26 protein-coding genes are annotated in these 25,331 nt (G+C 73.5%); 7 read left to right on the top strand and 19 right to left on the bottom strand.

Going from position 1 to position 25,331, the window contains the following annotated elements:
• The first annotated feature begins 181 nt into the window (after positions 1-181).
• The 3 genes from K7854_RS22180 to K7854_RS22170 all read left to right on the top strand — a co-directional run bounded on the left by K7854_RS22180 (position 182) and on the right by K7854_RS22170 (position 3,176).
• Entirely contained in the window at positions 182-1,537 is a 1,356-nt protein-coding gene (locus tag K7854_RS22180; RefSeq protein WP_226028296.1) for an aspartate aminotransferase family protein, read from the top strand.
• Between the two features lie 169 nt (positions 1,538-1,706).
• Complete coding sequence (locus tag K7854_RS22175) at positions 1,707-2,408, top strand: GntR family transcriptional regulator (RefSeq protein WP_226028295.1); 702 nt, start codon at positions 1,707-1,709, stop codon at positions 2,406-2,408.
• Positions 2,409-2,525: 117 nt separating this feature from the next.
• Positions 2,526-3,176: a putative DNA-mimic protein gene (locus K7854_RS22170; protein WP_226028294.1), complete on the top strand. Its 651-nt coding sequence runs from the start codon at positions 2,526-2,528 to the stop codon at positions 3,174-3,176.
• Here the strand turns inward: K7854_RS22170 and K7854_RS22165 are convergent.
• The 5 genes from K7854_RS22165 to K7854_RS22145 form a co-directional block, all read right to left on the bottom strand.
• The gene (locus K7854_RS22165; RefSeq protein ID WP_226028293.1) at positions 3,169-3,462 is read right to left on the bottom strand and encodes a hypothetical protein; all 294 of its coding nucleotides are present in this window, start codon (positions 3,460-3,462) and stop codon (positions 3,169-3,171) included. The two genes, K7854_RS22170 and K7854_RS22165, sit on opposite strands and share 8 nt — an antisense overlap.
• A gap of 38 nt (positions 3,463-3,500) precedes the next feature.
• A complete protein-coding gene (locus K7854_RS22160) occupies positions 3,501-4,385 on the bottom strand; it encodes a sigma-70 family RNA polymerase sigma factor (RefSeq protein ID WP_226028292.1) in 885 nt (294 codons plus the stop codon).
• An 87-nt stretch (positions 4,386-4,472) separates the two neighbouring features.
• Positions 4,473-4,673, bottom strand: a complete 201-nt coding sequence (locus K7854_RS22155) for a hypothetical protein (RefSeq protein WP_226028291.1) — start codon at positions 4,671-4,673, stop codon at positions 4,473-4,475.
• 58 nt (positions 4,674-4,731) lie between these two features.
• Complete coding sequence (locus tag K7854_RS22150; RefSeq protein WP_226028290.1) at positions 4,732-5,223, bottom strand: DUF3515 family protein; 492 nt, start codon at positions 5,221-5,223, stop codon at positions 4,732-4,734.
• 131 nt (positions 5,224-5,354) lie between these two features.
• Positions 5,355-6,638, bottom strand: a complete 1,284-nt coding sequence (locus K7854_RS22145; RefSeq protein WP_003975310.1) for an adenylosuccinate synthase — start codon at positions 6,636-6,638, stop codon at positions 5,355-5,357.
• Between the two features lie 185 nt (positions 6,639-6,823).
• Here K7854_RS22145 and K7854_RS22140 point away from each other — a divergent pair, with 185 nt between their 5' ends.
• Positions 6,824-7,723: a diacylglycerol kinase family protein gene (locus K7854_RS22140; RefSeq protein ID WP_226028289.1), complete on the top strand. Its 900-nt coding sequence runs from the start codon at positions 6,824-6,826 to the stop codon at positions 7,721-7,723.
• A 9-nt stretch (positions 7,724-7,732) separates the two neighbouring features.
• Here K7854_RS22140 and K7854_RS22135 read toward each other — a convergent pair whose 3' ends face one another.
• Positions 7,733-8,326: a Uma2 family endonuclease gene (locus K7854_RS22135; protein ID WP_226028288.1), complete on the bottom strand. Its 594-nt coding sequence runs from the start codon at positions 8,324-8,326 to the stop codon at positions 7,733-7,735.
• An 85-nt stretch (positions 8,327-8,411) separates the two neighbouring features.
• Positions 8,412-8,912, bottom strand: coding sequence for a GbsR/MarR family transcriptional regulator (locus tag K7854_RS22130; protein WP_226028287.1), 501 nt, complete (start codon positions 8,910-8,912; stop codon positions 8,412-8,414).
• Positions 8,913-9,000: 88 nt separating this feature from the next.
• On the opposite strand from K7854_RS22130, the gene K7854_RS22125 reads away from it, so the two are divergent.
• From K7854_RS22125 to K7854_RS22115, 3 genes are read left to right on the top strand one after another with little or no spacing between them, the layout of a single operon-like run.
• The gene (locus K7854_RS22125; RefSeq protein WP_226028286.1) at positions 9,001-9,927 is read left to right on the top strand and encodes an ABC transporter ATP-binding protein; all 927 of its coding nucleotides are present in this window, start codon (positions 9,001-9,003) and stop codon (positions 9,925-9,927) included.
• A complete protein-coding gene (locus tag K7854_RS22120; RefSeq protein ID WP_226028285.1) occupies positions 9,924-11,549 on the top strand; it encodes an ABC transporter permease in 1,626 nt (541 codons plus the stop codon). The genes K7854_RS22125 and K7854_RS22120 overlap by 4 nt, the downstream gene beginning before the upstream one ends.
• 36 nt (positions 11,550-11,585) lie before the next feature.
• Positions 11,586-11,897 carry a hypothetical protein gene (locus K7854_RS22115; RefSeq protein WP_226028284.1) on the top strand — a complete coding sequence of 104 codons (312 nt, stop codon included), beginning with the start codon at positions 11,586-11,588 and terminating at the stop codon, positions 11,895-11,897.
• Here the strand turns inward: K7854_RS22115 and K7854_RS22110 are convergent.
• The 12 genes from K7854_RS22110 to K7854_RS22055 form a co-directional block, all read right to left on the bottom strand.
• Entirely contained in the window at positions 11,880-13,118 is a 1,239-nt protein-coding gene (locus K7854_RS22110) for a cytochrome P450 (RefSeq protein ID WP_226028283.1), read from the bottom strand. The two genes, K7854_RS22115 and K7854_RS22110, sit on opposite strands and share 18 nt — an antisense overlap.
• A 96-nt stretch (positions 13,119-13,214) precedes the next feature.
• Entirely contained in the window at positions 13,215-13,880 is a 666-nt protein-coding gene (locus K7854_RS22105; protein WP_226028282.1) for a response regulator, read from the bottom strand.
• Positions 13,877-15,223, bottom strand: a complete 1,347-nt coding sequence (locus tag K7854_RS22100; protein ID WP_226028281.1) for a sensor histidine kinase — start codon at positions 15,221-15,223, stop codon at positions 13,877-13,879. The genes K7854_RS22105 and K7854_RS22100 overlap by 4 nt, the downstream gene beginning before the upstream one ends.
• A 96-nt stretch (positions 15,224-15,319) precedes the next feature.
• On the bottom strand, positions 15,320-16,006 hold the full coding sequence (locus tag K7854_RS22095; RefSeq protein ID WP_226028280.1) for a response regulator: 687 nt from the start codon (positions 16,004-16,006) through the stop codon (positions 15,320-15,322).
• The gene (locus K7854_RS22090; protein ID WP_226028279.1) at positions 16,003-17,418 is read right to left on the bottom strand and encodes a sensor histidine kinase; all 1,416 of its coding nucleotides are present in this window, start codon (positions 17,416-17,418) and stop codon (positions 16,003-16,005) included. Before K7854_RS22090 ends, K7854_RS22095 begins: the two co-directional genes overlap by 4 nt.
• Positions 17,411-18,619 (bottom strand): acyltransferase family protein, encoded by a 1,209-nt coding sequence (locus K7854_RS22085; RefSeq protein ID WP_226028278.1) that lies wholly within the window; start codon positions 18,617-18,619, stop codon positions 17,411-17,413. Before K7854_RS22085 ends, K7854_RS22090 begins: the two co-directional genes overlap by 8 nt.
• Positions 18,612-19,601 carry an alpha/beta hydrolase gene (locus tag K7854_RS22080; RefSeq protein ID WP_226028277.1) on the bottom strand — a complete coding sequence of 330 codons (990 nt, stop codon included), beginning with the start codon at positions 19,599-19,601 and terminating at the stop codon, positions 18,612-18,614. The genes K7854_RS22085 and K7854_RS22080 overlap by 8 nt, the downstream gene beginning before the upstream one ends.
• A gap of 191 nt (positions 19,602-19,792) precedes the next feature.
• Entirely contained in the window at positions 19,793-20,695 is a 903-nt protein-coding gene (locus K7854_RS22075) for an alpha/beta hydrolase (protein WP_226028276.1), read from the bottom strand.
• A 193-nt stretch (positions 20,696-20,888) separates the two neighbouring features.
• Entirely contained in the window at positions 20,889-22,133 is a 1,245-nt protein-coding gene (gene kynU / locus K7854_RS22070; protein ID WP_226028275.1) for a kynureninase, read from the bottom strand.
• Complete coding sequence (locus tag K7854_RS22065) at positions 22,126-22,941, bottom strand: tryptophan 2,3-dioxygenase (protein ID WP_226028274.1); 816 nt, start codon at positions 22,939-22,941, stop codon at positions 22,126-22,128. Before K7854_RS22065 ends, kynU begins: the two co-directional genes overlap by 8 nt.
• Before the next feature lie 161 nt (positions 22,942-23,102).
• Entirely contained in the window at positions 23,103-23,516 is a 414-nt protein-coding gene (locus K7854_RS22060) for a DUF3151 domain-containing protein (protein WP_226028273.1), read from the bottom strand.
• 294 nt (positions 23,517-23,810) lie between these two features.
• Positions 23,811-25,277 (bottom strand): MFS transporter, encoded by a 1,467-nt coding sequence (locus K7854_RS22055; protein WP_226028272.1) that lies wholly within the window; start codon positions 25,275-25,277, stop codon positions 23,811-23,813.
• Between the last annotated feature and the right edge of the window lie 54 nt (positions 25,278-25,331).

Genomic DNA, 25,331 nt, shown 5'->3' with positions numbered 1-25,331 from the left:
GAGGATAGTGCGGGGCGGCCCCGCGGTGAGTCGCCGCTTGTCCACGGTTCCGTAACGGCGGCGACCCCGGTGCCCGCGACGCGTCGACGACCTGTCCGTCGACAACCTGTCGTGGAAAGCCCCCGACCGCAGACAGGACGCCGATTCCGTTTCCGCATCGCGGACATCTACCCTCGGCCGCATGACCCCTCAGCCCTCCCCCCAGGCCGGCGCCGCCGTGAAGGCCGCGGACCGCGCGCACGTCTTCCACTCCTGGTCAGCGCAAGAGCTGATCGACCCGCTCGCCGTCGCCGGCGCCGAGGGGTCGTACTTCTGGGACTACGAAGGCAAGCGCTACCTCGACTTCTCCAGCGGGCTCGTCTACACCAACATCGGCTACCAGCACCCCAAGGTCGTCGCCGCGATCCAGGAGCAGGCGGCGCGGATGACGACGTTCGCGCCCGCGTTCGCCGTCGAGGCGCGCTCGGAGGCGGCCCGGCTGATCGCCGAGCGCACCCCCGGCGACCTGGACAAGATCTTCTTCACCAACGGCGGCGCCGACGCCGTCGAGCACGCCCTGCGCATGGCCCGGCTGCACACCGGCCGTCCCAAGGTGCTCTCCGCCTACCGCTCGTACCACGGCGGCACCCAGCAGGCGGTCAACGTCACCGGTGACCCCCGCCGCTGGGCCTCCGACAGCGGCACGGCCGGGGTCGTGCACTTCTGGGCGCCGTTCCTGTACCGCTCGCGCTTCTACGCCGAGACCGAGGAGCAGGAGTGCGCGCGGGCGCTGGAGCACCTGGAGACGACGATCGCCTTCGAGGGTCCGGGGACCGTCGCCGCGATCGTCCTGGAGACGATCCCGGGCACCGCGGGGATCATGATGCCGCCGGCCGGTTACCTGGCCGGGGTCCGCGAGATCTGCGACAAGTACGGCATCGTGTTCGTGCTGGACGAGGTCATGGCCGGGTTCGGCCGGACCGGTACCTGGTTCGCCGCCGGTCTGTACGACGTGGTGCCCGACCTGATGACCTTCGCCAAGGGCGTGAACTCGGGCTATGTGCCGCTGGGCGGCGTCGCGATCTCCGCCGAGATCGCCGCGACCTTCGCCGAGCGGCCCTACCCCGGCGGACTGACCTACTCCGGGCACCCGCTGGCCTGCGCCGCCGCCGTCGCCACCATCAACGTGATGGCGGAGGAGGGTGTCGTCGAGCACGCGGCACGGCTCGGCGCCGAGGTCGTCGAGCCGGCGCTGCGGGAGCTGGCCGAGCGCCACCCGAGCGTGGGCGAGGTGCGCGGGACCGGCATGTTCTGGGCGCTGGAGCTGGTGAGGGACCGGGAGACCCGGGAGCCCCTGGTGCCCTACAACGCGACCGGGCAGGCGGCCGCGCCCATGTCGGCGTTCGCCGCCTCCGCCAAGGCACACGGCCTGTGGCCGTTCGTGAACATGAACCGCACCCACGTGGTCCCGCCGTGCAACATCACCGAGGCGGAGCTGAAGGAGGGCCTGGCGGTCCTGGACACGGCACTGTCCGTGGCGGACGAGTACACGCGGTAGGCGAGTGCGCGCGCCGGTCCCGGGCGGGGCCGGGTGCGGGGCCCGAGCGCGTAGGGTTGCGTGCTCGTACGCGGTAGACATGTGTACGAGCACGCCCCCGGATGTACGAGCACGCCCCCGGACGACGCCCCTGGGCGACGCCCCGAACGCGACGAGGAGACGCCCGCCCATGCCCGGCCCCAGCGGTACCGGTGCCGTCACGCGCAGCACCCTGCGGCAGCAGATCGCCGACGCGCTGCGCGACGAGGTGCTGGCCGGGCGGCTCCAGCCGGGGCAGGAGTTCACGGTCAAGGAGATCGCCGAGCAGTACGGCGTCTCCGCGACTCCGGTGCGCGAGGCCCTGGTCGACCTGTCCGCGCAGGGGCTCCTCGACGCCGACCACCACCGCGGCTTCCGCGTCCACGAGTACTCGGTCGAGGACTTCCGCGGCATGACCGAGGCCCGCAGCCTGGTGACCGACGGGATGTTCCTCGCCCTCGCCGCCGACCTGCCGGGCGGTCCCGACCCGGCCGACCCGCGCATCGCCGCCGCCCTCGCCGGGGTCCGCCGGCGCGGCGAGGAGGCCCAGCGCGCCGCCGCGGCCGGGGACCTGACCGTCCTGATCGGCTACGACCTGCGCTACTGGCGCGAGCTGGCCGCCCTGTTCGGCAACGCCTACCTCGGCGACTTCCTGCACCGGCTGCGGGTGCAGAGCTGGGTGTGCACGGTGCAGCACCTGCGCCGGCTCAGCGAACTGCGCGGCGCGCTGTGGTGCGGGCACACCGAACTGGTCGACGCCCTGGCCCGGCGCGACATCCCGGGCGCGCGGGCGCTCGTCGACGCGTACAACACCCACTCGCTCGCCCTGGTCGAGCGGCTCGCCGCCGGATGACCAACGCCTGACGTGTCGTGGCCCGGCCCCAGATGGGTATGGGACCTGCACGCGGGCGCACACCGCCCACCACCGACTACGCTGCCCTGACCACCGTGCTGTGTGAGGAGCCCTCTTTTGGCCTGTGACCTGTGGCTGGTACCGCTCGTCGACGTCTTGTGCCACACGCCGGACAATCCGTTCGCCGAGGAACTCGCGCAATACGACAAGGTGCTGGCCGAGGCCGGGCTGCCGCCGGTGCCGGTGTACCAGTACATGCCGGGGCTCTCCGGCGAGGTCGCGCCGGTGGCGGGCTTCGACTACGACGCGCTGCACTTCCTGCGCCGGGCGTACCTCCTCCAGGTGTGCGGTCTCGCGGTGGCCCCGGTGGACGAACTCGGCGGAGACTACGAGCAGTTGCTGGAGATGTTCGAGTCGACGGCCCAGCAGTCCCACCTGGTGTGGCACTACGACCACGCGGGCGCCTACGTCCCGGTGGACTTCCCGCACCCGCTCGCCAACGACGAACTCCTGGCGGGCGGCGGCCCGTTGGGCTCCTCGCACACCCTGCTGCGGGAGCTGGAGGCCGTCGCCCCGGCGCTCGGCATCGACCCGGCCAACCCCCCGGCACCCCCGGCGCCGCCGCTCGCGCCGACGGAGCTGGAGGAACCGGCCGGGCCCGCGCCGTACGACGCGAGCCCCTTCGCCCGGGAGCGCCACGTGTGGCTGGGCCTGCACGCGGCGGCCACCCGGAGCCTGGCCCAGGGGTCGATGATCGTCTTCAGCTAGCCAGCTGGGACAGGCCCTTGCGCAGATCGTCCGCGTTCATGATCGGGGAGACCTCGACCTCGGCGCCCAGCTCGGTGAAGAACGGCTCGCCGGTGGGCGGCAGTTCCGAACTGTCCTGCATGTCGAAGACCAGCAGGGCCGTCCGCCTGCCGCCGAGCGGACCGAAGTAGGCGGCCTCCGGCTCGAGCTGGTCGAGGGTCCGGCTGATCACCTCGGGCAGCTTCCCGCTGCGGATCGCCTCGTTCGCCCGGTCCGTGTCCAGCGTCGCCTTGAGCAGCACGCGCATCGCACTCACCTTCTTCTGCCGACGCGACGTGTACGGCTTCAGCTTATGCCCGTGATGTCCAGTTCGTTCAGGCGAACCGGGTCGGCGATCACGTCGATGCCGGTGATCCGGCCGTCGGCGGCGAAGTCGAAGCGGAGGACGACGCGCAGCCTGCCGTGCTCGGCCATCGCCAGCCCCGCCCGGCCGTCGACCAGGAGGACGGCGGCGCTCCTGGCCCGGCCCGTCGAGGCCATCGCGCCCCTGGCCACCCGCTGCACCCCGCTGACGGCGAAGGGCTCGGGCGTCGGGACGACCGCCGCGTCGGCGCGCAGCACGACGTCCGGGTGGAGCAGGGCCACCAGCGCGTCGAAGTCGCCGCCGCGGGTGGCCGCCAGGTAGGCGTCGACCGCGCGGCGCCGAAGCGGCGGGTCGGCCTCGGGCGCGGGGACGCCCCGGACCCGGCGGCGGGCGCGGCTGGCCAGCTGGCGGGTGGCGGCGGGGGTCTTGCCGAGCATCGCGGCGATGTCGTCGAAGGGCACGTCGAACATGTCGTGCAGGACGAACGCGAGCCGCTCGGCGGGGCCGAGGGTGTCCAGGACGATGAGCAGCGCGATCCCGACCTCGTCGGCGAGCTGGGCCTCCTCGGCCGGGTCCGCGGCGGTGCCGGTGGCGGCCGGCTGCCTGCGGGCCGCGTCGTCCAGCGGCTCCTCGCGCCGGGTGTCCCGGGCGCGGAGCATGTTGAGGCAGACCCGGGCCACGACCGTGGTGAGCCAGCCCGAGGCGTTGGTCACCTCGGAGGTGTCCGCCCGGTCGGCCCGCAGCCAGGCGTCCTGGAGGGCGTCGTCGGCCTCGCCGAGGGAGCCGAGGATGCGGTACGCGACGGCCCGCAGCCTGGGCCGGTCCCGCTCGAAATGCCTGGCCATGTCGTCGGATCGTGCGGGCACCGTACGGCTTCCTTCCGCCTCCGCACGCCCTCGGGGGCGCGTCGCCCCAGTGAACCATCCCGGCGTCCGCGCTCCCGCTACGGCCCCTCACCGCACCAGGATGATCACCGGCGGCCACAGCACCCCGTCGGCCAGCAGCAGCGCGGGCCCCAGATGCACGGGGCACACCCGCAGCGGCGCCCGCAGGTGCCGGGCGACCTCGAAGCGGACCGGGTCGCCGCAGTCGGCGAGTCCGTTCTCGCCGCCGTACGGGCCCTGGCAGGCAGCGGCGCGGTCACGGTCGGTCATGCCCCGATCCGACACCACCGGGCCCGCCCGCGCCCGGCGGAGGGGGCCGAACGAAGGGCTACAGGACGGTGTCGGCGTCGTCCAGGCCGATGCACTTGCGCTGCTGCGGGATCCACTTCACGGCGGGGTCCAGGGTGGCGAGGATGCCGCCCACCTCCTCGCGCGGACCGGAGTAGGTGAACTCCACGGCCGGGGAGCGGCCGTACGTCCGCAGGACGCTCACGCCGTCGCGCTTGAGCCGTGCCTCGTCCAGGACCCAGTCGACGCCGTCCGCGGTGACGCAGAGGTTGACGTTGGGCTGCAGTTCCTCGGCGCCGCAGCGGAACACGGCCTTCTGGCCGCCCCAGGACGCGACCGCGTCCCCCAGCGCCCAGTCGCGGGAGGCGCCGGGTATGTCGTCCGGGAGCCGGGAGATCACCTTGTCGCACTTGGGGTCGTCGGCGTGCGGGGCGGCGGAGACGCGGTGGCCGTCGACGTAGAAGGCACCGCCGGTCACGACGACGACCGCCGCGGTCAGCCAGATCCACGTCCGGGTGGTGGGCTTCCGCATGTTCCGCTCGCTCCGTGCTGTCCGTGCCGTTCGTCCGCCGGGGAGGCGGCTCCGGCCAGCGTATCCGCCGTCCCGACGGCGACGGCCGGGGCCCCGTGCGGGGTCCCGGCCGTCGGTGTGGGTCCGTGGGCCTAGAGGAACGAGTTGATCTCGATCGTCTCGTCCCGGCCCGGGCCGACGCCGATCGCGGAGATCGGGGCGCCGGACATCTCCTCCAGCGCCTTGACGTACGCCTGGGCGTTCTTCGGCAGGTCGGAGAAGGACTTCGCCTTGGTGATGTCCTCGCTCCAGCCGGGCAGCGTCTCGTACACCGGCTTCGCGTGGTGGAAGTCGGACTGCGAGTACGGCAGCTCCTCGACGCGCTTTCCGTCGATCTCGTAGGCCACGCAGACCGGGATCTGCTCCCAGCCGGTGAGGACGTCGAGCTTGGTGAGGAAGAAGTCGGTGAGGCCGTTGACGCGGGTGGCGTAGCGGGCGATCACCGCGTCGAACCAGCCGCAGCGCCGGTCGCGGCCGGTGGTGACACCGCGCTCGCCGCCGATGCGGCGCAGGGCCTCGCCGTCCTCGTCGAACAGCTCGGTCGGGAAGGGGCCGGCGCCGACCCGGGTCGTGTACGCCTTGAGGATGCCGATGACCCGGCTGATCTTCGTCGGGCCCACGCCGGCGCCGGTGCAGGCGCCGCCCGCGGTCGGGTTCGACGAGGTGACGAAGGGGTACGTGCCGTGGTCGATGTCGAGCAGCGTGCCCTGGCCGCCCTCGAAGAGGACCACCTTGTCGTCGTCGAGGGCCTGGTTGAGGACCAGGACGGTGTCGGCGACGTACGGCGCGAGCTTGTCGGCGTAGCCCAGCAGCTCCTCGACGACCTGGCCGGTGGCGATGGCGCGGCGGTTGTAGAGCTTGGTGAGCATCTGGTTCTTGACGTCCAGCGCCGCTTCGACCTTCTGGGTGAGGATCGACTCGTCGTAGAGGTCCTGGACCCGGATGCCCACGCGGTTGATCTTGTCGGCGTAGGTCGGGCCGATGCCGCGGCCGGTGGTGCCGATCTTGCGCTTGCCGAGGAAGCGTTCCGTCACCTTGTCGACGGTGACGTTGTACGGCGTGATGATGTGGGCGTTGCCGCTGATCAGGAGCTTGGACGTGTCGACGCCGCGCTCGTTCAGCCCGCTCAGCTCGGAGAACAGGACCGACGGGTCGACGACGACGCCGTTGCCGATGACCGGCGTGCAGCCGGGGGAGAGAATCCCGGAAGGGAGCAGGTGGAGGGCGTACTTCTGGTCGCCCACGACTACCGTGTGGCCGGCGTTGTTGCCGCCCTGGTAGCGCACCACATAGTCGACGGAGCCACCGAGCAGGTCCGTCGCCTTTCCCTTGCCTTCGTCACCCCACTGAGCACCGAGCAGCACAAGTGCGGGCACGCGCGTACACCCCTTCCGGGCGGGGCATGTCCATGGTCGAGGGCGTATGCGACGGGTTTCCGCCACGTACACCGCGACCGTCGTTGGCCGCCAACCGTCGGACCGGGTGCCCCGGAATAGACGAAGCCCCTGGCGCAACAGCGCAAGGGGCTCTTGCACAAAGATGCTACCCGAGGAAGCGAGGCATGGCCGAGGTGGCGACTTCCGCGAGCTCTTCCGCGAACCCTTCCGCGAGGTCCGATCAGCTTCTGGTGGTCGTCGATCCGGCCGCCCGGCGGCTGGACGGGGAGTCGGTCAGGATCGCGAAGGACGTGCTCAGCGCGGGCGCGGCGCATACGAAGGTGTGTCTGCCGGACGGCCCGGAGGAGTTCGCGCGGGCGCTCGGGCGGCGCGGCTCGCGGCGCCCGGTGGTGGTCGGCGACGACGGCGCGCTGCTGCGGGCCGTGGCCCTGCTGCACCGGCGGCGGGAGCTGGCGGGCTGTGCGCTGTCCGTGGTGCCGGTGGGGTCGGCGCTCGGCCTGGCCCGGTCGCTGGGGCTGCCGACGGGGGCGGTGGCGGCGGCACGGGCCGTGCTCGACGGCGCGGAACGGCGCCTGGACCTGCTCGTCGACGACAGCGACGGGGTGGTGCTGGGGGCGGTGGGGATTCCGCCTTCTCCGGTGCCGGTGCGGGCGGACGCGGGCTCCGGCCCGGAGGGGGCGGCGGCGGTCCGTCCCTGGCTGCGGACCTGTCAGTCGCTCGTACGGACGCTGGCGGCCTCGCGTCCGGCCCGGACCGCCGTCGCGCCGGGCGCGGCCGGTCCGGCCCGGCTGCGGGTGGAGGTCGACGGGGAGACGCTGGTGGACCTGGACCAGCCCGTGGAGGCGGTGACGGTGATGCCGGGCGCCGGCGGGGTGGCCGTGGTGGAGGTGCGGCCGCTGTCGGTGGGCACGCAGGCGTCGCCGCTGACGGCGAGCGGACGGAGGGTGACCGTGTCGGGGGCGCACTTCCGCTACCGGGCCGACGCGGTGGTGTGCGGGCCGGTGGGCACGCGGACGTGGGTGGCCCGGGAGGGGGCGTGGGGGCTGACGCTGCCGGCGGGGTAGGGCCGCCGGTCAGGGCGCCTTGAAACCGGCGGTGTCCAGCAGGCAGTCGAACGGGGCGGGGATGGGGAGCTTCTCACCGAACGGCTTGGTGAAGCGGACCTCGTAGATCCCCTCGGGGGTGGGGGAGCCGTGGACGATGGCCTGCTCCTCCTGCATGTCGAGGACCAGGTAAACGGGAATGCCGGCCCTGGCATACACCCTGACCTTGTCGGTCAGGTCGTTGGTTCGGGTGGCAGGAGAGGTCAGCTCGGCGACGAAGGACAGGGCCGCACCGTCCAGATGGTGGCTCTCGGTCTCGAAGGCCCGCTCGTGCGCCACGTGGATATCCGGTCCGTAGGCGCACCCGTCTCCCGGAAAGACATAGAGGAACGGCCCTCGTTCGATCACATGCGATTCGGGAAGGTGCGCCTCCAGTTGCTCGCACACCCGGCGCATCACCGGGAGGTAGTACCCCTTCGACCACGGCGACACGACGATGCTCCCCCTCATGATCTCGGCCCGGTAGCCGTCGGGGACGGCCAGTGCGTCGAGGGCCACCAGCAATTCCTCGAAGCTCTGGTACTCAGTGCCGCTCGTCGTCGGTCGCTCCGCCATGACAGTCATGATGCGCCCTCCCCTTGATGCGGACCAGTGACAACTCACTGTAGTCATCCGGCCACGCTGAAGCGTGCCGCTTTTACGATCACCGTCACCCCCGTCCGAACCGCTCCTCCCGGTGCACGCGCCAGCGCTCCATCATGGCCGCGATCTCTCCGTCGACGAACTCGAAGAAGGCGAGCGTCTCGGCCATGCGGCGGCCCGCCGGGGTGTCGGCGCCGAGGCTGGTGACGCCCTCGCTCAGCGCGTGCTCCCAGCGCTTGAGGACGGCCTCACGGTTGGTGAGCGCCTCGTACCACTGGTTGCTGTGCACCCGGTAGCGCTCCCGGCGCGAGCCGGGTTCGCGCTCGCGCGCGACCATGTGCTGCTGGGAGAGGTAGCGCACGGCGCCGGAGACGGCGGCCGGGCTGACCCGCAGGGTCTCGCCCAGTTCCGCGGAGGTCAGCGAACCCGAGTCGGAGGCCAGCAGCGCGGCGAAGACCCGGGCCGGCATGCGCTGCATCCCGGCCTCGACGAGCTGGGCCGCGAAGCCCTCCACGAACTTCGACACCGCCTCGGGGTCGCGCCCCGCTTCCGCTGGTTCCGTCGTCATCCGTCGATCATCTCTCACCCGGTGCCGCCCATCATCCTGACGGTTTCTTAACTTCACAAGTTTCTGAAAGTAGCGTACTTTCCGAAGCATGACGAAGGCAATCAGCGTCTCCGGACTCCACAAGTCGTTCGGACGCACGCATGCTCTGGACGGGCTCGACCTGGAGGTCGAGACCGGCGAGGTCCACGGCTTCCTCGGACCCAACGGAGCCGGCAAGTCCACCACCATCCGGGTCCTGCTCGGCCTGCTGCGCGCCGACTCCGGCGCCGCGCAGGTGCTCGGCCGCGACCCGTGGGCGGACGCGGTGGCGGTACACCGGCGGATCGCGTACGTCCCCGGTGACGTGACGCTGTGGCGCAACCTCTCCGGCGGCGAGGTCATCGATCTCTACGGCAGGCTGCGCGGCGGACTCGACACCCGGCGGCGCGCGGACCTGGTCGAGCGGTTCGAACTCGACCCGACCAAGAAGGGCCGCACGTACTCCAAGGGCAACCGGCAGAAGGTGGCCCTGGTGGCCGCCTTCGCCTCCGACGTCGACCTGCTGATCCTCGACGAACCCACCTCGGGGCTCGACCCGCTGATGGAGGAGGTCTTCCAGCGGTGCGTCGAGGAGGAGCGCGAACGCGGCCGGACGGTGCTGCTCTCCTCCCACATCCTCAGCGAGGTCGAGGAGCTGTGCGACCGGGTCAGCATCATCCGCAAGGGGCGGACCGTCGAGAGCGGCTCCCTCGCCGACCTGCGCCACCTGACCCGGACCAGCGTCACCGCCGAACTCGCGGGCGCCCCGAACGGGCTCACCCGCCTGCCCGGCGTCCACGACCTCGACGTCCAGGGCCACCGGGTCCGGCTCCAGGTCGACACCGACAAGCTGGACGCCGTCCTCAGGTCGCTGAGCGAGACCGGCGTGCGGTCGCTGACCTCGACGCCGCCGACGCTGGAGGAGCTGTTCCTGCGGCACTACCAGGCCGAGGACGCCAAGGGCGCGGAGTCCGGGGCGGAGGTGACGGCGCGATGACCGCCACCGCCGGAACCGCCGCCCCCGCCTTCGCGGCCCGGCCCGGGGGCTCGCGCCAACTGGCCGGCACCGGCACGCTGCTGCGCTTCGCCCTGCGCCGCGACCGGGTGCTGATCCCCGTCTGGGTCGCGGTGAACGCGCTGATGGTGCTCTCCATGCCGGGCACCATCAAGGGCCTGTACGGCACCGCCGCCGAACGTGCCGACCTGATGCGGCAGATGGAGACCAACGCCTCGCTGCGCGCCCTGGTCGGCCCCGTCTTCGACGACGGTCTGGGCGCGCTCACCGCCTGGCGCGTCGGCCTGTACGCCGGTGCGCTCGCCGCCGTGATGAGCCTGCTGATCGTCGTACGGCACACCCGGGACGAGGAGGAGAGCGGGCGGCAGGAGGTCGTCGCCTCCGGCATGGTCGGCCGCCGGGCCTCACTGACGGCGGCGCTGCTGGCGGCGGCGGTCGCCAACGCCGTACTGGCCCTGCTGATCGCCGTGGGGCTGGGCGGGCAGGGGGCGGCCGGGGCGGCGGCCCTCGGACTCGGGGTCGCCGGCGTCGGGATGCTCTTCGCGACCATGGCGGCCATCGTCGCCCAGCTCACCGAGAGCGCCCGGCTGGCCCGGGGGCTGACGGCGGCGGTCCTGGGCGGGGCCTTCGTGCTGCGCGCGGCAGGCGACTCGGCGACGGACGACGGCTCGTCCGTCCTCACCTGGGTGTCGCCGCTCGGCTGGCTGGAGAACCTGCGGGCCTTCGCCGGTGAACGGTGGTGGGTACTGCTGCTGATCGCGGCTGCGACGGTGGCGCAGGGGGCCGTGGCCTACGGCCTCGCCGGGCGCCGGGACCTCGGCATGAGCTTCCTGCCGACCCGGCCGGGACCGGCCGCCGGGCGCCTCGGTACGGCCGGTGCGCTGGCCTGGCGCCTGCAGCGCGGCAGCGTCCTCGGCTGGAGCATCGGCTTCTTCCTCGCCGGGGTCGTCTACGGCGGGATGACCGAGGGCGCGGCCGATCTGGTCGGGGACAACGAGCAGGCCCGCGAGATCATCGAGCGGATGGGCGGGCAGGCCGGGCTCACCGACGCGTTCGTGTCGGCGATGGTCGGGATGCTCGGCCTGGTCGCCGCGCTGTACGTCGTGGCGTCGGTGCTGCGGCTCAGCGGCGAGGAGACGTCCGGGCGCGCGGAACCGGTGCTCGCGGGTGCCGTGGGCCGGCTGCGCTGGGCCGCGGGCCACCTGGTGATCGCCTTCGGCGGTGCGGCGCTCATCATGCTGCTCGCCGGGCTCGGTTTCGCGGCCGGGTACGGGCAGGACGTCGGCGCGATCCTGGGCGCGTGCCTGGTGCAGCTGCCGGCGGTGTGGGTGATCGGCGGGGCTGCGGTGCTGCTGCACGGGCTGCTGCCCCGGGCGGCGGTGGCCGGGTGGGCGGTCGCGGGCGCGGTGCTGCTGCTCGGCTGGGTCGGACCGGCGCTGGACGTGCCGCAGACCGTCCTCGACGTCTCCCCCTACGGGCACCTGCCGAAGCTGCCGGGCGGGGAGATGACCTGGTCGCCGGTGCTGGTACTGGTCCTGATCGCGGCGGCACTGGTGGGGACGGGGCTCGCCGGACTGCGGCGGCGGGACGTGACGTCCGCGTAGGAAACCGGCCCGGGGGCCGGCGGCGTCCTCAGCTGCATGAAACGAGACACGGTGACGTACGGCGGATGCCTGGTGTCGATGGCGGGTGCCGCGGGGGCCGTGTGGCTGTGGGGCGCCTCCGGCCGCACGCAGCGGCATCTCGGCAACGGGTTCGAGAACAACGGGCAGGACTTCGGTGCCGTCTTCACCGAGCTGCCCTTCGTCTTCCTCGCCGGGGCCGTCGGGCCCGCCCTGGTCTGGGGGCTCGGCGCCTGGCTGCTGGGGCGGCGCCGGCGCGCGGTGCCCTCGCCGTCCTCGCCCTCCTCGTCGTCCTCGCCCTCCTCGTCGTCCTCAGACCTCCACGCGTAGCTCCGTCAGGCCGCGCATCACGAAGTTCGGCCTGCGTTCCGGTTCCGCCGCCAGGCGCAGGCCCGGGGCCCGCTCCAGCAGGGACGTCATGGACGCCGCCAGCTCGATGCGGGCCAGGGGGGCGCCGATGCAGTAGTGGATGCCGGCGCTGAAGGAGATGTGGGGGTTGTCCCGGCGGCTGACGTCGAGGCGTTCGGGGTCGGCGAAGACCGCCGGGTCGTGGTTGGCCGAGCCGAACAGCATCGCCACCTCCGCGCCGCGCGGGAGGGTCGTCCCGTCGATCTCGATCTCGTCGAGGACCCAGCGCTCGAAGAGCTGGAGCGGGGTGTCGTAGCGCATCAGCTCCTCCACCGCGGACGGGACCAGCGCGTGGTCGGCGCGCAGGGCCGCCAGCTGGCCGGGGTTGCGGAAGAGCGCCAGCCAGCCGTTGGCCGTGGCGTTCACCGTGGCCTCGTGACCGGCGTTCAGCAGCAGCACGCAGGTCGAGATCATCTCCTGCTCGGTGAGGCGGTCGTCGTCCTCGTCGTGCGCGGCGATCAGGCCCGAGATCAGGTCGTCGCCGGGGTCCTTGCGACGGGCCGCGATGAGCGTGCGCAGGTACTCCGAGAAGTCGAGCGAGGCCCGGACCGCCTGCGCCGCCGTCTCCTCGGACGGGTTCAGCTCGTACATCCCGCAGATGGCCGCCGACCAGGGGCGCAGCGGGGCGCGGTCGGACTCCGGGATGCCCAGCATCTCGGCGATCACGGCGACCGGCAGCGGCTCGGCCACGTCCGTCAGCAGATCGCCGCCGCCCGCCGCGACCAGCCGGGACACCAGGTCGTCCGCCAGCCCGTGCACGTACGGCTTCAGCCGCTCCACGGTCCGCGGCGTGAACGCCTTCGACACCAGGCGCCGGATACGGGTGTGGTCCGGCGGCTCCAGGTCGAGCATGCCGTGGTCGTTGAGCGTGTGGAAGGGCTCGTGCTCCGGCGGGGGCGGGGTGCGGCCGAAGTCCTCGTGGCTGAAACGGTGCTGGTAGGTCCGGCCGAGGCGGCGATCGCGCAGCAGCGCCGACACGTCCGCGTGGTGCGGGACCAGCCACTGGTCGCTCGGCTCGTAGTAGAGCACCCGCCCCCGGGCCCGCAGCTCGGCGAAGGCGGGGTACGGGTCGTCGACGAAGGCGGGGTCCCACGGGTCGAACGCGGGGCCGGACTCGCGAGCTTCTTCGGATGCAGCCGTCATAAACGGACGATAGGAAACGAAGAGCCGTCCGTGGAAGGGGAGGAGCCGTTCTGAGGGGCCCTTCCTGATGCGCCGTGCGGCGGCCTCCCCTCGGGTCTAGCCCGGGGTCACCAGGCGGGCCTCGTAGGCGAAGACCGCCGCCTGGGTGCGGTCGCGCAGGCCCAGCTTCACCAGGACCCGGCTGACGTGGGTCTTGATCGTCGACTCGGCGACCACCAGGCGCTCGGCGATCTCCGAGTTGGACAGGCCCTGCGCGATCAGGACCAGGACCTCCGTCTCGCGCTCGGTCAGGTCGCCGTAGGCCGCCTGCGCCGAGGGCATCAGCCGCGGGGCGTCGGAGAGCTTGGAGAACTCGGTGATCAGGCGCTTGGTGACCGAGGGGGCGAGAAGGGCCTCGCCCGCCGCCACCACCCGGACGCCGTCCGCGAGCTGGCGGGCCGAGGCGTCCTTGAGGAGGAAGCCGGAGGCGCCCGCGCGCAGCGCCTGGTACACGTACTCGTCGAGGTCGAAGGTGGTGAGGACCAGCACCTTCGACGTGCTGTCCGCCGCCACGATCTCCCGCGTCGCCTCGATGCCGTTCAGCTCGGGCATGCGGATGTCCATCAGGACGACGTCCGGGGCCAGCTCGCGGACCTTCGCCACCGCCTCCCGGCCGTTGACCGCCTCACCGGCGACCTCGATGTCCGGCATCGCGTTCAACAGGACGGAGAAGCCCTCGCGCACCATCATCTGGTCGTCGGCGATCAGTACGCGGATCGTCATGCTTCATCCTCGGTCTGCACCGTGACCGGCAGGAACACCGCCACCTCGTACCCTCCGTCGTCCGTCGGTCCCGCCGTCATCCCGCCGTTCAGCATCGAGACGCGCTCGCGCATGCCGGTGATGCCGTGCCCGGCGCCGGGCGAGGGCTTGACCAGGGTGTTCGGCGGGACGGCGGTGTTGACGACGCGCAGGCCCAGACCGCCCAGGACGTAGGAGACCTCGACGCGGGCCGTCGCGCCGGGCGCGTGACGCAGGCTGTTGCTCAACGCCTCCTGCACGATCCGGTACGCCGACAGCTCCACCCCGGGCGGCAGCTCGCGCACCGCGCCGGTCACCACCTTGTCCACGGGCAGGCCCGCCTCGCGGACGTTGGCGAGCAGGGCGTCCAGGTCGGCGAGCGTCGGCTGCGGGGCGTCCGGCGCCTCGTAGTCCTCGGCGCGGACGACGCCCAGGACGCGGCGCAGCTCGGTGAGGGCCGCCACCGCGTTCTCCCGGATGGTGGCGAAGGCCCGCTCCAGCTCCTCCGGCGGATTCTCCACCCGGTAGGGCGCGGCCTCCGCCTGGATGGCGACCACCGACATGTGGTGCGCGACCACGTCGTGCAGCTCGCGCGCGATGGTGGTGCGCTCCTCCAGCAGGGTCCGCCGGGACCGCTCGTGCGCGGTGACCGTCTGCTCGGCGCTCACCTGCCGGCGGGCGTCGCGCCGGATGTGCCAGACCGATACCAGCAGCAGGCCGAAGGCGTTGAGGACCAGTAGCGGGGTGGCATTGCTCCCGAAGTGGCCGGCGCCCCAGAAGGAGTCGTTCACGAATCCGTACGCCGCGGTCAGGGCCCACATCCACGCGGCCGTCCGCGGCCGGGTGCGTATCGCCACGATCAGCAGGACCACGGTGTGGCACAGGAACGCGCCGGGCAGCCACGGCCAGTTCGCATAGCTGCTGCCCAGCAGGGCGACCACGGGGGTGGCCGCCATGGACATCCAGAAGGCACCGACGGGCCGGACCAGGGTGGTCAGCACCGGAACCGCGCACACCAACCCGCTCAGCAGGGTGAGCGGGCCGTCGGGCACGCCTTCGACCGTCCCGGCGTAGAGGCACAGGAGAGCGAGGGCTGCCACCACCGCGTGCGGGAGGCGGGCGGCGTGGGGCTTCAGCCGGGCCGGCAGGTGGCGGGCCACCGGGCCGTCCGTGCCCATGCGAGGCAGCGGCCGGTAGGCGAAGGCGTCGTGGAACAGGTCCTCGCGCAGCCCGCTCAGGGCGTTCATCGTCAGCCGGTACTCGGGGCTGCGCGATCCGCTTCCGCCTCCGGGAGGCGTGGTCCGCATCTGGGTCGTCTCGGTCACGTTGGCAACCGTAGGCGCAGCGCAGGTCCGACGTCGTCACCTGTGAGAGGGGTCCTGGGGCATCCCTCTCAAGTACTACGGAGGCGACGACGGGGCTCAGTATCCCGCGGGGCGGACCAGCCCCGACTCGTACGCGAACACCGCCGCCTGCGTGCGGTCCCTGAGGCCCAGCTTCACCAGGATCCTGCCCACATGGGTCTTCACGGTCTGCTCGGCGACCACCAGACGCTGGGCGATCTCCGCGTTCGACAGGCCCTGGGCGATGAGGGCGAGCACCTCCGTCTCCCGCTCGGTCAGCTCGCCGACGCGGGCCTTGAGCGGGGCGCGCGGGCGGTCGTCCAGCCGGGAGAACTCCGCGATCAGCCGTCGCGTGATCCCCGGCGCGAGCAGGGCGTCACCGGCGGCCACCACCCGGACCGCCTCGGCGAGCTGGTCGGCGGAGGCGTCCTTCAGCAGGAAGCCGGAGGCCCCGGCCCGCAGCGCCTCGTACACGTACTCGTCGAGGTCGAAGGTGGTCAGCACCAGCACCTTGATCTCCGGGGTCGCCCCGGTGATGCGCCGAGTGGCCTCGATACCGCCCAGCTCGGGCATCCGGATGTCCATCAGGACGACCTCCGGGGCCAGCTCGGCCACCTTGGCCACCGCGTCCAGGCCGTCCACCGCCTGCCCGATCACCTCGATGTCGGGCTGGGTGTTGAGCAGCACGGTGAAACCCTGCCGGACCATCTGCTGGTCGTCGGCGATCAGCACGCGGATCACCCGGCCGTTGCCGCTGGTCGTCATGGGGCGTCGTCCTCGCTGGAAGGGTCGGGGAAGGGGAAGGGAAAGGGGTCGGAGGAAGGATCGGGCAGGGGGTCGGCGGGCAGGTCGGGGTCGTCGACCGGCAGGAACGCCGCCACCTGGTAGCCACCGTCCGGCAGCGGCTGCGCCGTCAGCGCGCCGTCGAGCATCGCCACCCGCTCCCGCATGCCGAGCAGTCCGTGCCCGGCCCCCTGCGACGGTGCCGGTGCGCGCGACGGCCGGGTGTTGGAGACCACCACGCGCAGCCCGATGGGGAGGTGGATGAGGTGGACCTCGGCGCTCGCGCCCGGGGCGTGCCGCAGCACGTTGCTGAGTGCCTCCTGCACGATCCGGTACGCCGACAGCTCGACGCCGGGCGGCAGCGGTCTGCGCCGTCCGCTCGTGGTGGTGGTGACGGTCAGCCCGGCGGCCCGGGTGTTCTCCACCAGCGCGTCGAGCCGGTCGAGGGTGGGCTGCGGGGCGTGCGGGGCCGCCCCGTCGCCTCCCTCGGGCGCCTCCAACGCGTCCGGGTGCTCGGAGCGCAGCACGCCCAGCACCCGGCGCAGCTCGGTGAGCGCCTCCAGCGCGTTCTGCCGGATGCCGGCCAGATTCTCCTTCAGCTCGTCCGGCGGGTCCTTGACCAGCAGGGGCGCGACCTGGGCCTGGATGGAGATCACCGACATGTGGTGGGCGACCACGTCGTGCAGCTCGCGCGCGATGCGGCCGCGCTCCTCCAGCAGGGTGCGCCGGGCCCGCTCCTCGGCGGTGAGCGTGGTCTGCTGGGCGAGTTCCGTGCGTGCCTCGCGGCGGCCTCGCAGGGCGATGCCGAGGACGACGACGACCGCGAACAGGATGACGGCGAGCTGTCCGGTCGGCTGGTAGTTCAGCGCGCCCACCACGCCCTGCACGACATACGTGAGGAGAGCGGTCAGGGCCAGCGCCTCCAACGACACCCGCGTACGCACCCGCAGCGCGAGCAGCAGCAGGACGAACATGTGCCCGATGAGTGCGGCGGCCGGCCAGGGCCAGGTGAACTTGTCACCCCCCGCGACCATCTCGGCCCGCACGGCGAGTGCCCCCACCAGCATGGCGGCCAGCGACAGCCACCACGCCGCGACCGGCCGCCACAGGGCGAGCACCATCGCGCCGGCCTCGGCGACCGCGATGACGAAGGCGAAGCCCGGCTCGATGCCGCCGTTCTCGCCGAGCTGACCGGCATCGCCCAGCAGCACCCCGAGCGCCGCCAGGCACACGACCCCGTGCGGGAACCAGCGCAGCCACACCGACGGCGGCAGCGGGTCGGCACGCCAGGTCCACAGGTCGTCGTGGAGCACGCGCAGCAGGCGCTCGGCCCGGGCCCACCACCGGGCCCCTTGCCGTTTCCCCCATCGCTTCACGGGCTCCACCCTAGACATGGCGGGCACCCGCCGCGGTCGCCCGGCGCTGCGGTCGGTGCGCGCGCACGACCCGGGAGCCTCGCCGCCCTCGGCCACGCTGCTCGCAGGAGCGGAACGTGGCCCAGCAAACGGCCAGGACCAGCGCGAACACCGGCAGCCAGGCGAGCCGGGCCGCGACCCAGTCCAGGCCGTCGGGTGCCGTGTGCAGGCCCGGCAGACGGCCCGCGAGGAGACCGGTGGCCGTGGTCGCCATCAGTGCCGTCTGGTGCCAGAGGAAGATCGTCATCGCGGAGAGATTGACCAGCGCCACCGCCGCCCAGGCCACGGGACGCCGCAGCGCACGGCGCAGCCGCTCGCGCAGCAGCAGGGCGAGCCCGCACTGGGCCAGGCCGAAGGTGACGGCGGCCAGGGTCGGCGGGTTGAGGTTCGACACCGCAGCGCCGGGGACACCGACCATCGACGCCGGGTAGCCCGCCCAGGCGACGAGCGCCGCCGTCGCCGCCGTGCCGACGGTCAGCAGGATCCAGCCCGAACGACGGCGGTCCAGCTCGCCGCGGGTCCAGGCGGCGCCCAGGGTGTAGGGGACCAGCCAGCCGGCCGCGAGGTTGACCCAGCCGAGCCAGGACGGTGCGCCCAACCCGAAGCGCAGCAGGTCTATGTGGAGGACGACGACCAGCGGCCACAGCGGATGCAGCCGGGTCAGCAGCGGCGTCGCCGCGGTCAGCGCGGCGAAGACCAGCAGGAACCACATCGGGGACAGCGCCAGCTTCACCAGCGTGTGGACGGTCGCGAGGTCCGCGCCGGTGAGCAGGAGCAGCGCCGCCGTCACCGTCCACAGGGCCAGGACGGCCGCGACCGGTCGGAACAGCCGGGACAGCCGGGCGCTCAGCCAGCGGCCGTAGGACTCGCCGCGGTCCCGGGCCGAGACGTAGCCACGCGTGGCTACGTGGCCGCCGACCAGGAAGAACACGGCGAGCGTCTGGAAGGCCCAGGAGACCGGGGCGAGCCAGGGCATGTCCCGCAGCGGACTGGCCGCGTGCAGGCCGGCGCCGTCGGCGACCAGGGCCGTCACCAGCCAGTGCCCGAGCACCACCCCGAGGATGGCGAAACCGCGCAGGGCGTCGACGGCCCGGTCCCGGTCCTCGGGCGTGGCGGCGTCGATGCGGGCGGCGGCCGCGCGCAGGGCGCCGCGCGGGGGCGCCGGGGTCGGGTCAGTCATGGGTCACCTCCGTGGTCTCGCCCAGGGCGATCCGGGCCAGGTTGGTCAGGGAGCGGGAGCCGGGGTCGAAGTAGTCGCTGTGGCCGCCGCCGCCGGCGTCGAAGACCCGGGCGCCGAAGTCCGGGGAGACCGGGTCCGTACCGAAGCCGACGGTGGTGCCGAACAGGCCGGCGCTGACGTGCGGCACGTGCTCCACCCAGTCGTCGGCGCCGCGCCCCGCCCAGATCCGGGCGTCGGTGTGCAGACCGGCGGCGGTGTCGGCTCCGGTACCGGGGCTGCCGACCAGGACGATGTCGGCGACGTCCAGGCCGTGGGCGGCGCGGGCGCAGACCACCGAGCCGTAGGAGTGGCAGAGGAGGGCGACCCGCGTGCCCGGGCCGGTGATCCGGCGCAGGTCGCCGACCAGGCCGCGCAGCCTGGGCGCGGCCCGGTCGGCGCGGCCGGTCGTGGCGACGGTGGTGCTGACGGTGCCCGGCGTCTCGTAGCCCAGCCACGCGACGACGGCCGTGCGGGTCCCCGCGGGAGCCTCGGCGGCGAGCTGCCGGTGCAGGGCGAGGGCGGCGGTGCGGAAGCGGCCGTAGGTGTCGAGTCCGGTGTCGGAGCCCGGGACCAGGACGGCGACGCGGTCGGCGTGCGCCAGGTCGCCGAAGACCTCGGTGGCCAGTCCGGCGCCCCGGCCGTCGAAGGCGAGGAGGTGGCGGGACCGGTCGGCCATCGCACGGTCCGCCGCCGCCCGGTGGTCGTCGCCGTGTCCGGCGGCCATCCGGGACGCCCGCGCCGCGTTGGCCCGGTTGGCGGCGTACGCCTCGTCCAGGGTGGCGGCCGTCGGGGGCGCGAGCGCGGCGGGGGCCGGGGCGGGGATCCGGGGCTGCGCGGCCCCGGAGAGCGGGAGCACCACGGCACCGGCGATGAGGGCGGCACACCCGGCGCGACGCCATCGGCCCACACGCCGCCGCCAACGTACCGCCGTCCCGGGCCCCATGACCACTCCCCTCCCGCACGCCCGCCCATCGGGCGCGTCTGAAGGGGAAGTTATGAATCGGGCCGGGTAACCCGCGTCCCGCCAGGGAACTCACCTGGCGGGTAGCTCTCAGGTACTACGGGTACGACGACACCCGCTATTACGGGGATGGCGACACCCCCTCTATGGGGACGACGACACCCGCCGTCCGCTCACCAGGCCAGCTGAGCGATCTCCTCCGCCACCACCGCGCACGCGTCCGCCGCCGGGTCGATCAGCGGGTAGTGGCCGACGTCCTCCAGCAGCGTCACCCCCACCACCTCCCCGGCCCTCGCCGCCGCGTCGGCGTACGCCTCGGCGACCGCCTGCGGGACGTCCACGTCGGCCCGGCCCTGCACGAGGGTCGTCGCGATCCCGGTGGGCAGCAGCAGGGCGGGGTCGGCGTACGGGCGGCGCTCGGCGAACAGCTCGCCGCCGCCCAGCAGTTGACGCGCCGCCCCACCGCACACGTCGAGCTTGTCGGCGACCCCGAAGTCGGCGATCGGCGCCAGCGCGACCACGCCCCGCAGGGGCGCCGGGCGATCCGTCCGCCACGGGGCGTCCGCGGGCAGCAGGTGCCGGGCGGCCGCCCACAGGGCCAGGTGGCCGCCGGCGGAGTGGCCGGTGAGCACCGTGCGCCGCGCGTCCGCCCGCGGCAGATGCCGTCCGACCAGTTCCGGCAGCGCGTCCAGCGCGGCGGCCACGTCGTCGAACGTGTCGGGCCAACGCCCGGCGACGGGCTCCCCGGAACCGTCACCGGCAGGGCCCTCGGCCCCGCGCCGGTACTCCACGCTGGCCACGGCGAAGCCCCGCCGGGCCAGGAAACCGGCGAACGGGCTGATGTGCCGCCGGTCGTACGGGGCGCGCCACGAGCCCCCGTGCAGAACCACCACGACGGGAGCCGCCTCACCGGCGCCCGCCCCGCCGCGCGGCACGTAGAAGTCGACCACCTGGTCGGGGTGGTCGCCGTAACCGGCGGTGGAGTCGGGCGCGACCGCCGGGTGGGACAGGGCCGATTTCTCCTCCGCCGCGTTCCTCGCGGCAGCGGTGCCCGGTTCTGCGGCGGCGTCCGGCATGCTCAACCTCTCAGCGACAAAACGGTGTTGGCGGACCGGGGGAATGAAATCGGCCGTTGGCGGGACGTTATCAGGCAGGTGACGTGCGCGGACACGGGGATGTGACGCTGGGTGAGGACCGGACGAGGGGGTGTACGGTCCCCACCCGGCGCCCCGAGCCGCGGCCCTGCGACCCGGCCGCCCCGCCCGCGGCTCAGCCGGCCAGCGTCCGGGCCAGCACCCGCGCCGCCCACTCGACGTCCGCGAAGCCGACGTACAGCGGGGTGAAGCCGAAGCGCAGTACGTCGGGGGCGCGGTAGTCGCCGACCACCCCGCGCTCGATCAGCTGCTTCATCACCTCACCGGCGTCCTCGCAGCGCAGCGCGACCTGGCTGCCCCGCTCGGCATGCGCCTCCGGGGTCACCGACTCCACGCGGCCGTCCGGGACGTACGCCCCGACGCAGCGCAGGAAGAAGTCCGTCAGCGCCAGCGACTTGGCCCGCACCGCCGCCACCGAGACGCCCTCCTCGTCCCACACGTCCAGGGCCGCCTCCAGGGCCAGCAGGGAGAGGATGTCCGGCGTACCGACCCGCCCGCGCGGCGCGCCGGAGGCCGGGGCGTAGTCGGACCGCATGCCGAACGGCTCGGCGTGCGAGTTCCAGCCCGGCAGCGGGGAGTCGAAGCGGGGCTGGAGGTCGCGGCGCACGTACAGATACGCGGGCGAGCCGGGGCCACCGTTGAGGTACTTGTAGGTGCAGCCGACCGCCAGGTCGACGCCGTGCTCGTCGAGCCCGACCGGCAGCGCGCCCGCGCTGTGGCACAGGTCCCACACCGCGTACGCCCCCGCCGCGTGCACCGCGGCGGTGAGCGCGGGCAGGTCGTGCAGCCGGCCCGTGCGGTAGTCGACGTGATTGAGCAGCACGGCGGCGGTGCGCCCGCCCCGGTCCGCCAGCGCCGACGGCACCTCGGCCGGGGCCACCGGGCGCAGGGTGCACCCCGTCATCCGGGCCGCCGACTCGGCGATGTACCCGTCGGTGGGGAAGGTGGTGGCGTCGACCAGGATCTCGTCCCGGACCGGTCGGTTCCGGCGTTCGGACCCGCCGCCGGTGCGCCCGTCCTGCTCGGCCATCCGCACCGCGGCGACCAGCGCCTTGAAGACGTTGACGCTGGTCGAGTCGCCGACCACGACCTGCCCGGCGGCCGCCCCGACCAGCGGGGCGATCCGGTCGCCGATCCGCTCGGGCGCGGTCCACCAGCCGCTCTCCTCCCAGGACCGGATGCGCAGCTCGCCCCACTGGCGCCGTACGACGTCCTCGACGCGTCCGGGGACGTGCGCCGGCAGGGCGCCGAGGGAGTTGCCGTCGAGGTACGTCACGTCGTCCAGGACGAACTTCCCGCGCACCGCGGCCAGCGGGTCGGCGGCGTCCAGTTCCTCGGCGATCCGCTGGAGTTCAGACATACGACCGCGCCGTCCACAGCTCGGGGAACACGTTGTTCCGGGCTCGCTTCTCCAGCCAGGCCACCCCGGCGGAGCCGCCCGTTCCGGTCTTGGCGCCCATCGCGCGGCGGGTGGCGACCAGGTGGTCGTTGCGCCAGCGCCAGACCAGCTCGGCGACATCGGTGAGGGCCTCGCCGAGGCGGGCCAGCTCGCCGTTCTGGTCGCCGGAGTAGACGGCCGTCCAGGCGGCCTCCACCTCGGGGGCGGCCTCGTACTTCTGGGTGAGGTCGCGGTCGAGCACGGCGTCGGGGATGTCGTACCCGCGCCGGGCCAGCAGCCGGACCGCCTCGTCGTACAGGCTCGGCTCCTGCAGTGCCTTCTCCAGCTCCGCGTGGGCGCGCGGGACGCCGCGGTGCGGGACGAGCATGGACGCGGACTTGTCGCCGAGCAGGAACTCCAGGCGGCGGTACATCGCCGACTGGAAACCGGAGCCCTCGCCGAGGGCGGACCGGTAGGAGTTGAACTGGGCCGGGGTGAGCTGGGCCAGGGGGGTCCAGGAGGCGTTCAGGGCCTCCAGCTCCCGCACGGAGCGCTTGAGCGCGTCGGTCGCCACCGGGATCCGGTCCTCGCGCAGGGCGCGGGCGGCGGTCTCCCATTCGTGGACGATGACGGTGAACCACAGCTCCATGACCTGGGTCGTGACCAGGAAGACCATCTCTCCGGGATCGTCGGAGAGGGTGTGCTGGAGGTGGGTGAGCACGTCCGCCTTGACGTAGTCCTCGTACGGCGTGCTGCCCTCGAAGTCGAGATTCGGGGCGTCGTGGGACATCGCTGTCTCCTGATGTGCACGGGTAGCGGTCCGCCCTGCCGTTACCGGCACGGGGCCCCGGTCCCCAACGGCATCCTCCGCAATCGTCGCAGGAAACCGCAAGGCCCGCCCGCGCACGGCGGACGGGCCCGCGGGAGCCGGGGGCGGGTGGCCGGGGGCGGTCAGCCCAGCACTTCGGCCGCGGCCGGCGAGGAGTCCTTCAGGAACTCGCTGCAGCGCTCGTACTCCTCCTTCTCGCCGATCGCCTGGGCGGCGCGGGCGAGGGCGTGCAGGGCGCGCAGGAAGCCGCGGTTCGGCTCGTGCTCCCAGGGCACCGGGCCGTGCCCCTTCCAGCCGCTGCGGCGCAGGGCGTCGAGGCCGCGGTGGTAGCCCGTACGGGCGTACGCGTACGACTCCACGACGCTGCCCCGCTCGAACGCCTCGTCGGCCAGGCGGGCCCAGGCGAGCGAGGACGTCGGGTACTTCGCGGCGACGTCGGCGGGGGTGGTGCCGGTCGCGAGCAGCTCGCGCGGGCCCGGGTCGTCGGGGAGGTGGGTCGGGGGCGGTCCCCCGAGGAGGTTCTCGTGAATGGCCATGGGACAAGTCTGCGGTATTGCCGGCGGCGGCTGGGCGGGGGCGGCGGTGAGGTGGGGTGGGGTGCGTTGTCGGGTGCGGGTGCGCTGTGGTTGAGCGCGCAGTTCCCCGCGCCCCTTGAGGGCGTCACCGGGGCGTCCGTCAGGGCGGCGCCCTGCGTTCCCGGTCCGTGCGCGGTTCCCCGCGCCCCTTCAGGGCGTCACCGGGGCGTCCGTCAGGGCGGCGCCCTGCGTTCCCGGTCCGTGCGCGGTTCCCCGCGCCCCTTCAGGGCGTCACCGGGGTGGCGGCTGCTTCGCTCACGGGGTGGGTGGGGTCAGGTGGTCTCCCTCCAGCGGGGGTGTCAGTACCGAGCCGTGGGTGCGGCAGTCGGGGCGGGGGCAGTCCGGGGCGGGGCGGCGGACGGTGGTGAAGGCGATGACGGAGCCCGCCACCAGGACGCCCGCGCAGATCAGCATCGCCGGTCCGAACGCGTCGTCGAACGCCGCAGCCGACCGGTACGCCTCCTCGCCCATGCCGGTGAGCAGCGGCAGCGCGGCGACCGCGACGAGCCCCGCCGCACGGGCCGCCGCGTTGTTGATGCCGCTGGCCAGACCGGCGCGCGCGGTGTCCACGGCGGCCAGCACGCTCGCCGTCAGCGGGGCGACCAGGGTGACCATGCCGAGGCCGAGGACCAGCAGGGCGGGAAGTACGTCGGCGAGGTAGGAGGCGTCCGGGCCGACCCGCAGCATCAGGACCATCCCGGCGGCGCAGAGCAGGGGACCGGCCGTGAGCTGGAGGCGCGGGCCGAGGCGCTCGGCGAGTTCTCCGGAGCGGGCGGAGAGCAGCAGCATCAGGACGGTGGTCGGCAGCAGCGCCGTACCGGCGGCCAGCGCGGACCAGCCGACGACGACCTGGAGCTGGAGCGCGGCGAGGAAGAAGAAGCCGCCGAAGGCCGCGTACACGCACAGCGTGACGATGTTGACCGCCGTGAACTGGCGGGAGGAGAAGACGTCCAGCGGCATCATCGGGTCCTTGCCGCGCCGCTCGACGGCGACGAAGGCCACGGCGGCCACCGCCCCGGCCACCGCGCTGAGCGCCACCGCCCAGGACGCCGTACGGGCCTCGATCAGGGCGTAGGTGAGCAGCGCGAGGGCCGCCGCGCACAGGGTCGCGCCGAGCACGTCGAAGCGGGTGTGGGCACGCTGGTCGGAGGATTCCGGCACGTGCCGCAGCGCGACCGGCGCGCACAGCAGCGCCAGCGGGACGTTGAGCAGGAACACCCAGCGCCAGCCCGCGCCGTCCACCAGCCAGCCGCCGAGGAACGGCCCCACCGCCGCGCCGACGCCCCCGAAGCCGGACCACAGGCCCACCGCCCGGCCCCGGTCGTCGGCGTGGAAGGAAGCCTGGATGAGGGCGAGGGAGCCGGGGGTGAGCAGCGCGCCGCCGACGCCCTGGAGGGCACGGGCCGCGATCAGCACCCCGGCGTTCGGCGCGAGGCCGCACAGCAGGGACGCGGCGGCGAACCACAGCACGCCGAGGACGAAGATCCGGCGGCGGCCGAACCGGTCGCCGAGGGCGCCGCCGAGGAGGATCAGACCGGCCAGCGTCACCATGTAGGCGTTGACGGTCCACTGGAGCGCGGCGAGGTCCGCGCCGAGGTCGCGCCCGATGTGGGGCAGCGCGACGTTGACGACGGTGGAGTCCAGCAGCGCCATGCTGGAGCCGAGGACGGTGGTGAACAGGATCCACTTGCCTTGCGGTGAGGCCAGCCGGACGTCGGGCATGGCCCCAGGTATACAGCGAGCCCGGCGCGCGGGGGCGCCGGGCTCGTGCAAAAG

It is taken from the genome of Streptomyces hyderabadensis (genome assembly GCF_020404845.1).
Classification (GTDB): Bacteria; Actinomycetota; Actinomycetes; order Streptomycetales; family Streptomycetaceae; genus Streptomyces; species Streptomyces hyderabadensis.
This window is presented reverse-complemented; position numbering and strand designations above follow the sequence as displayed.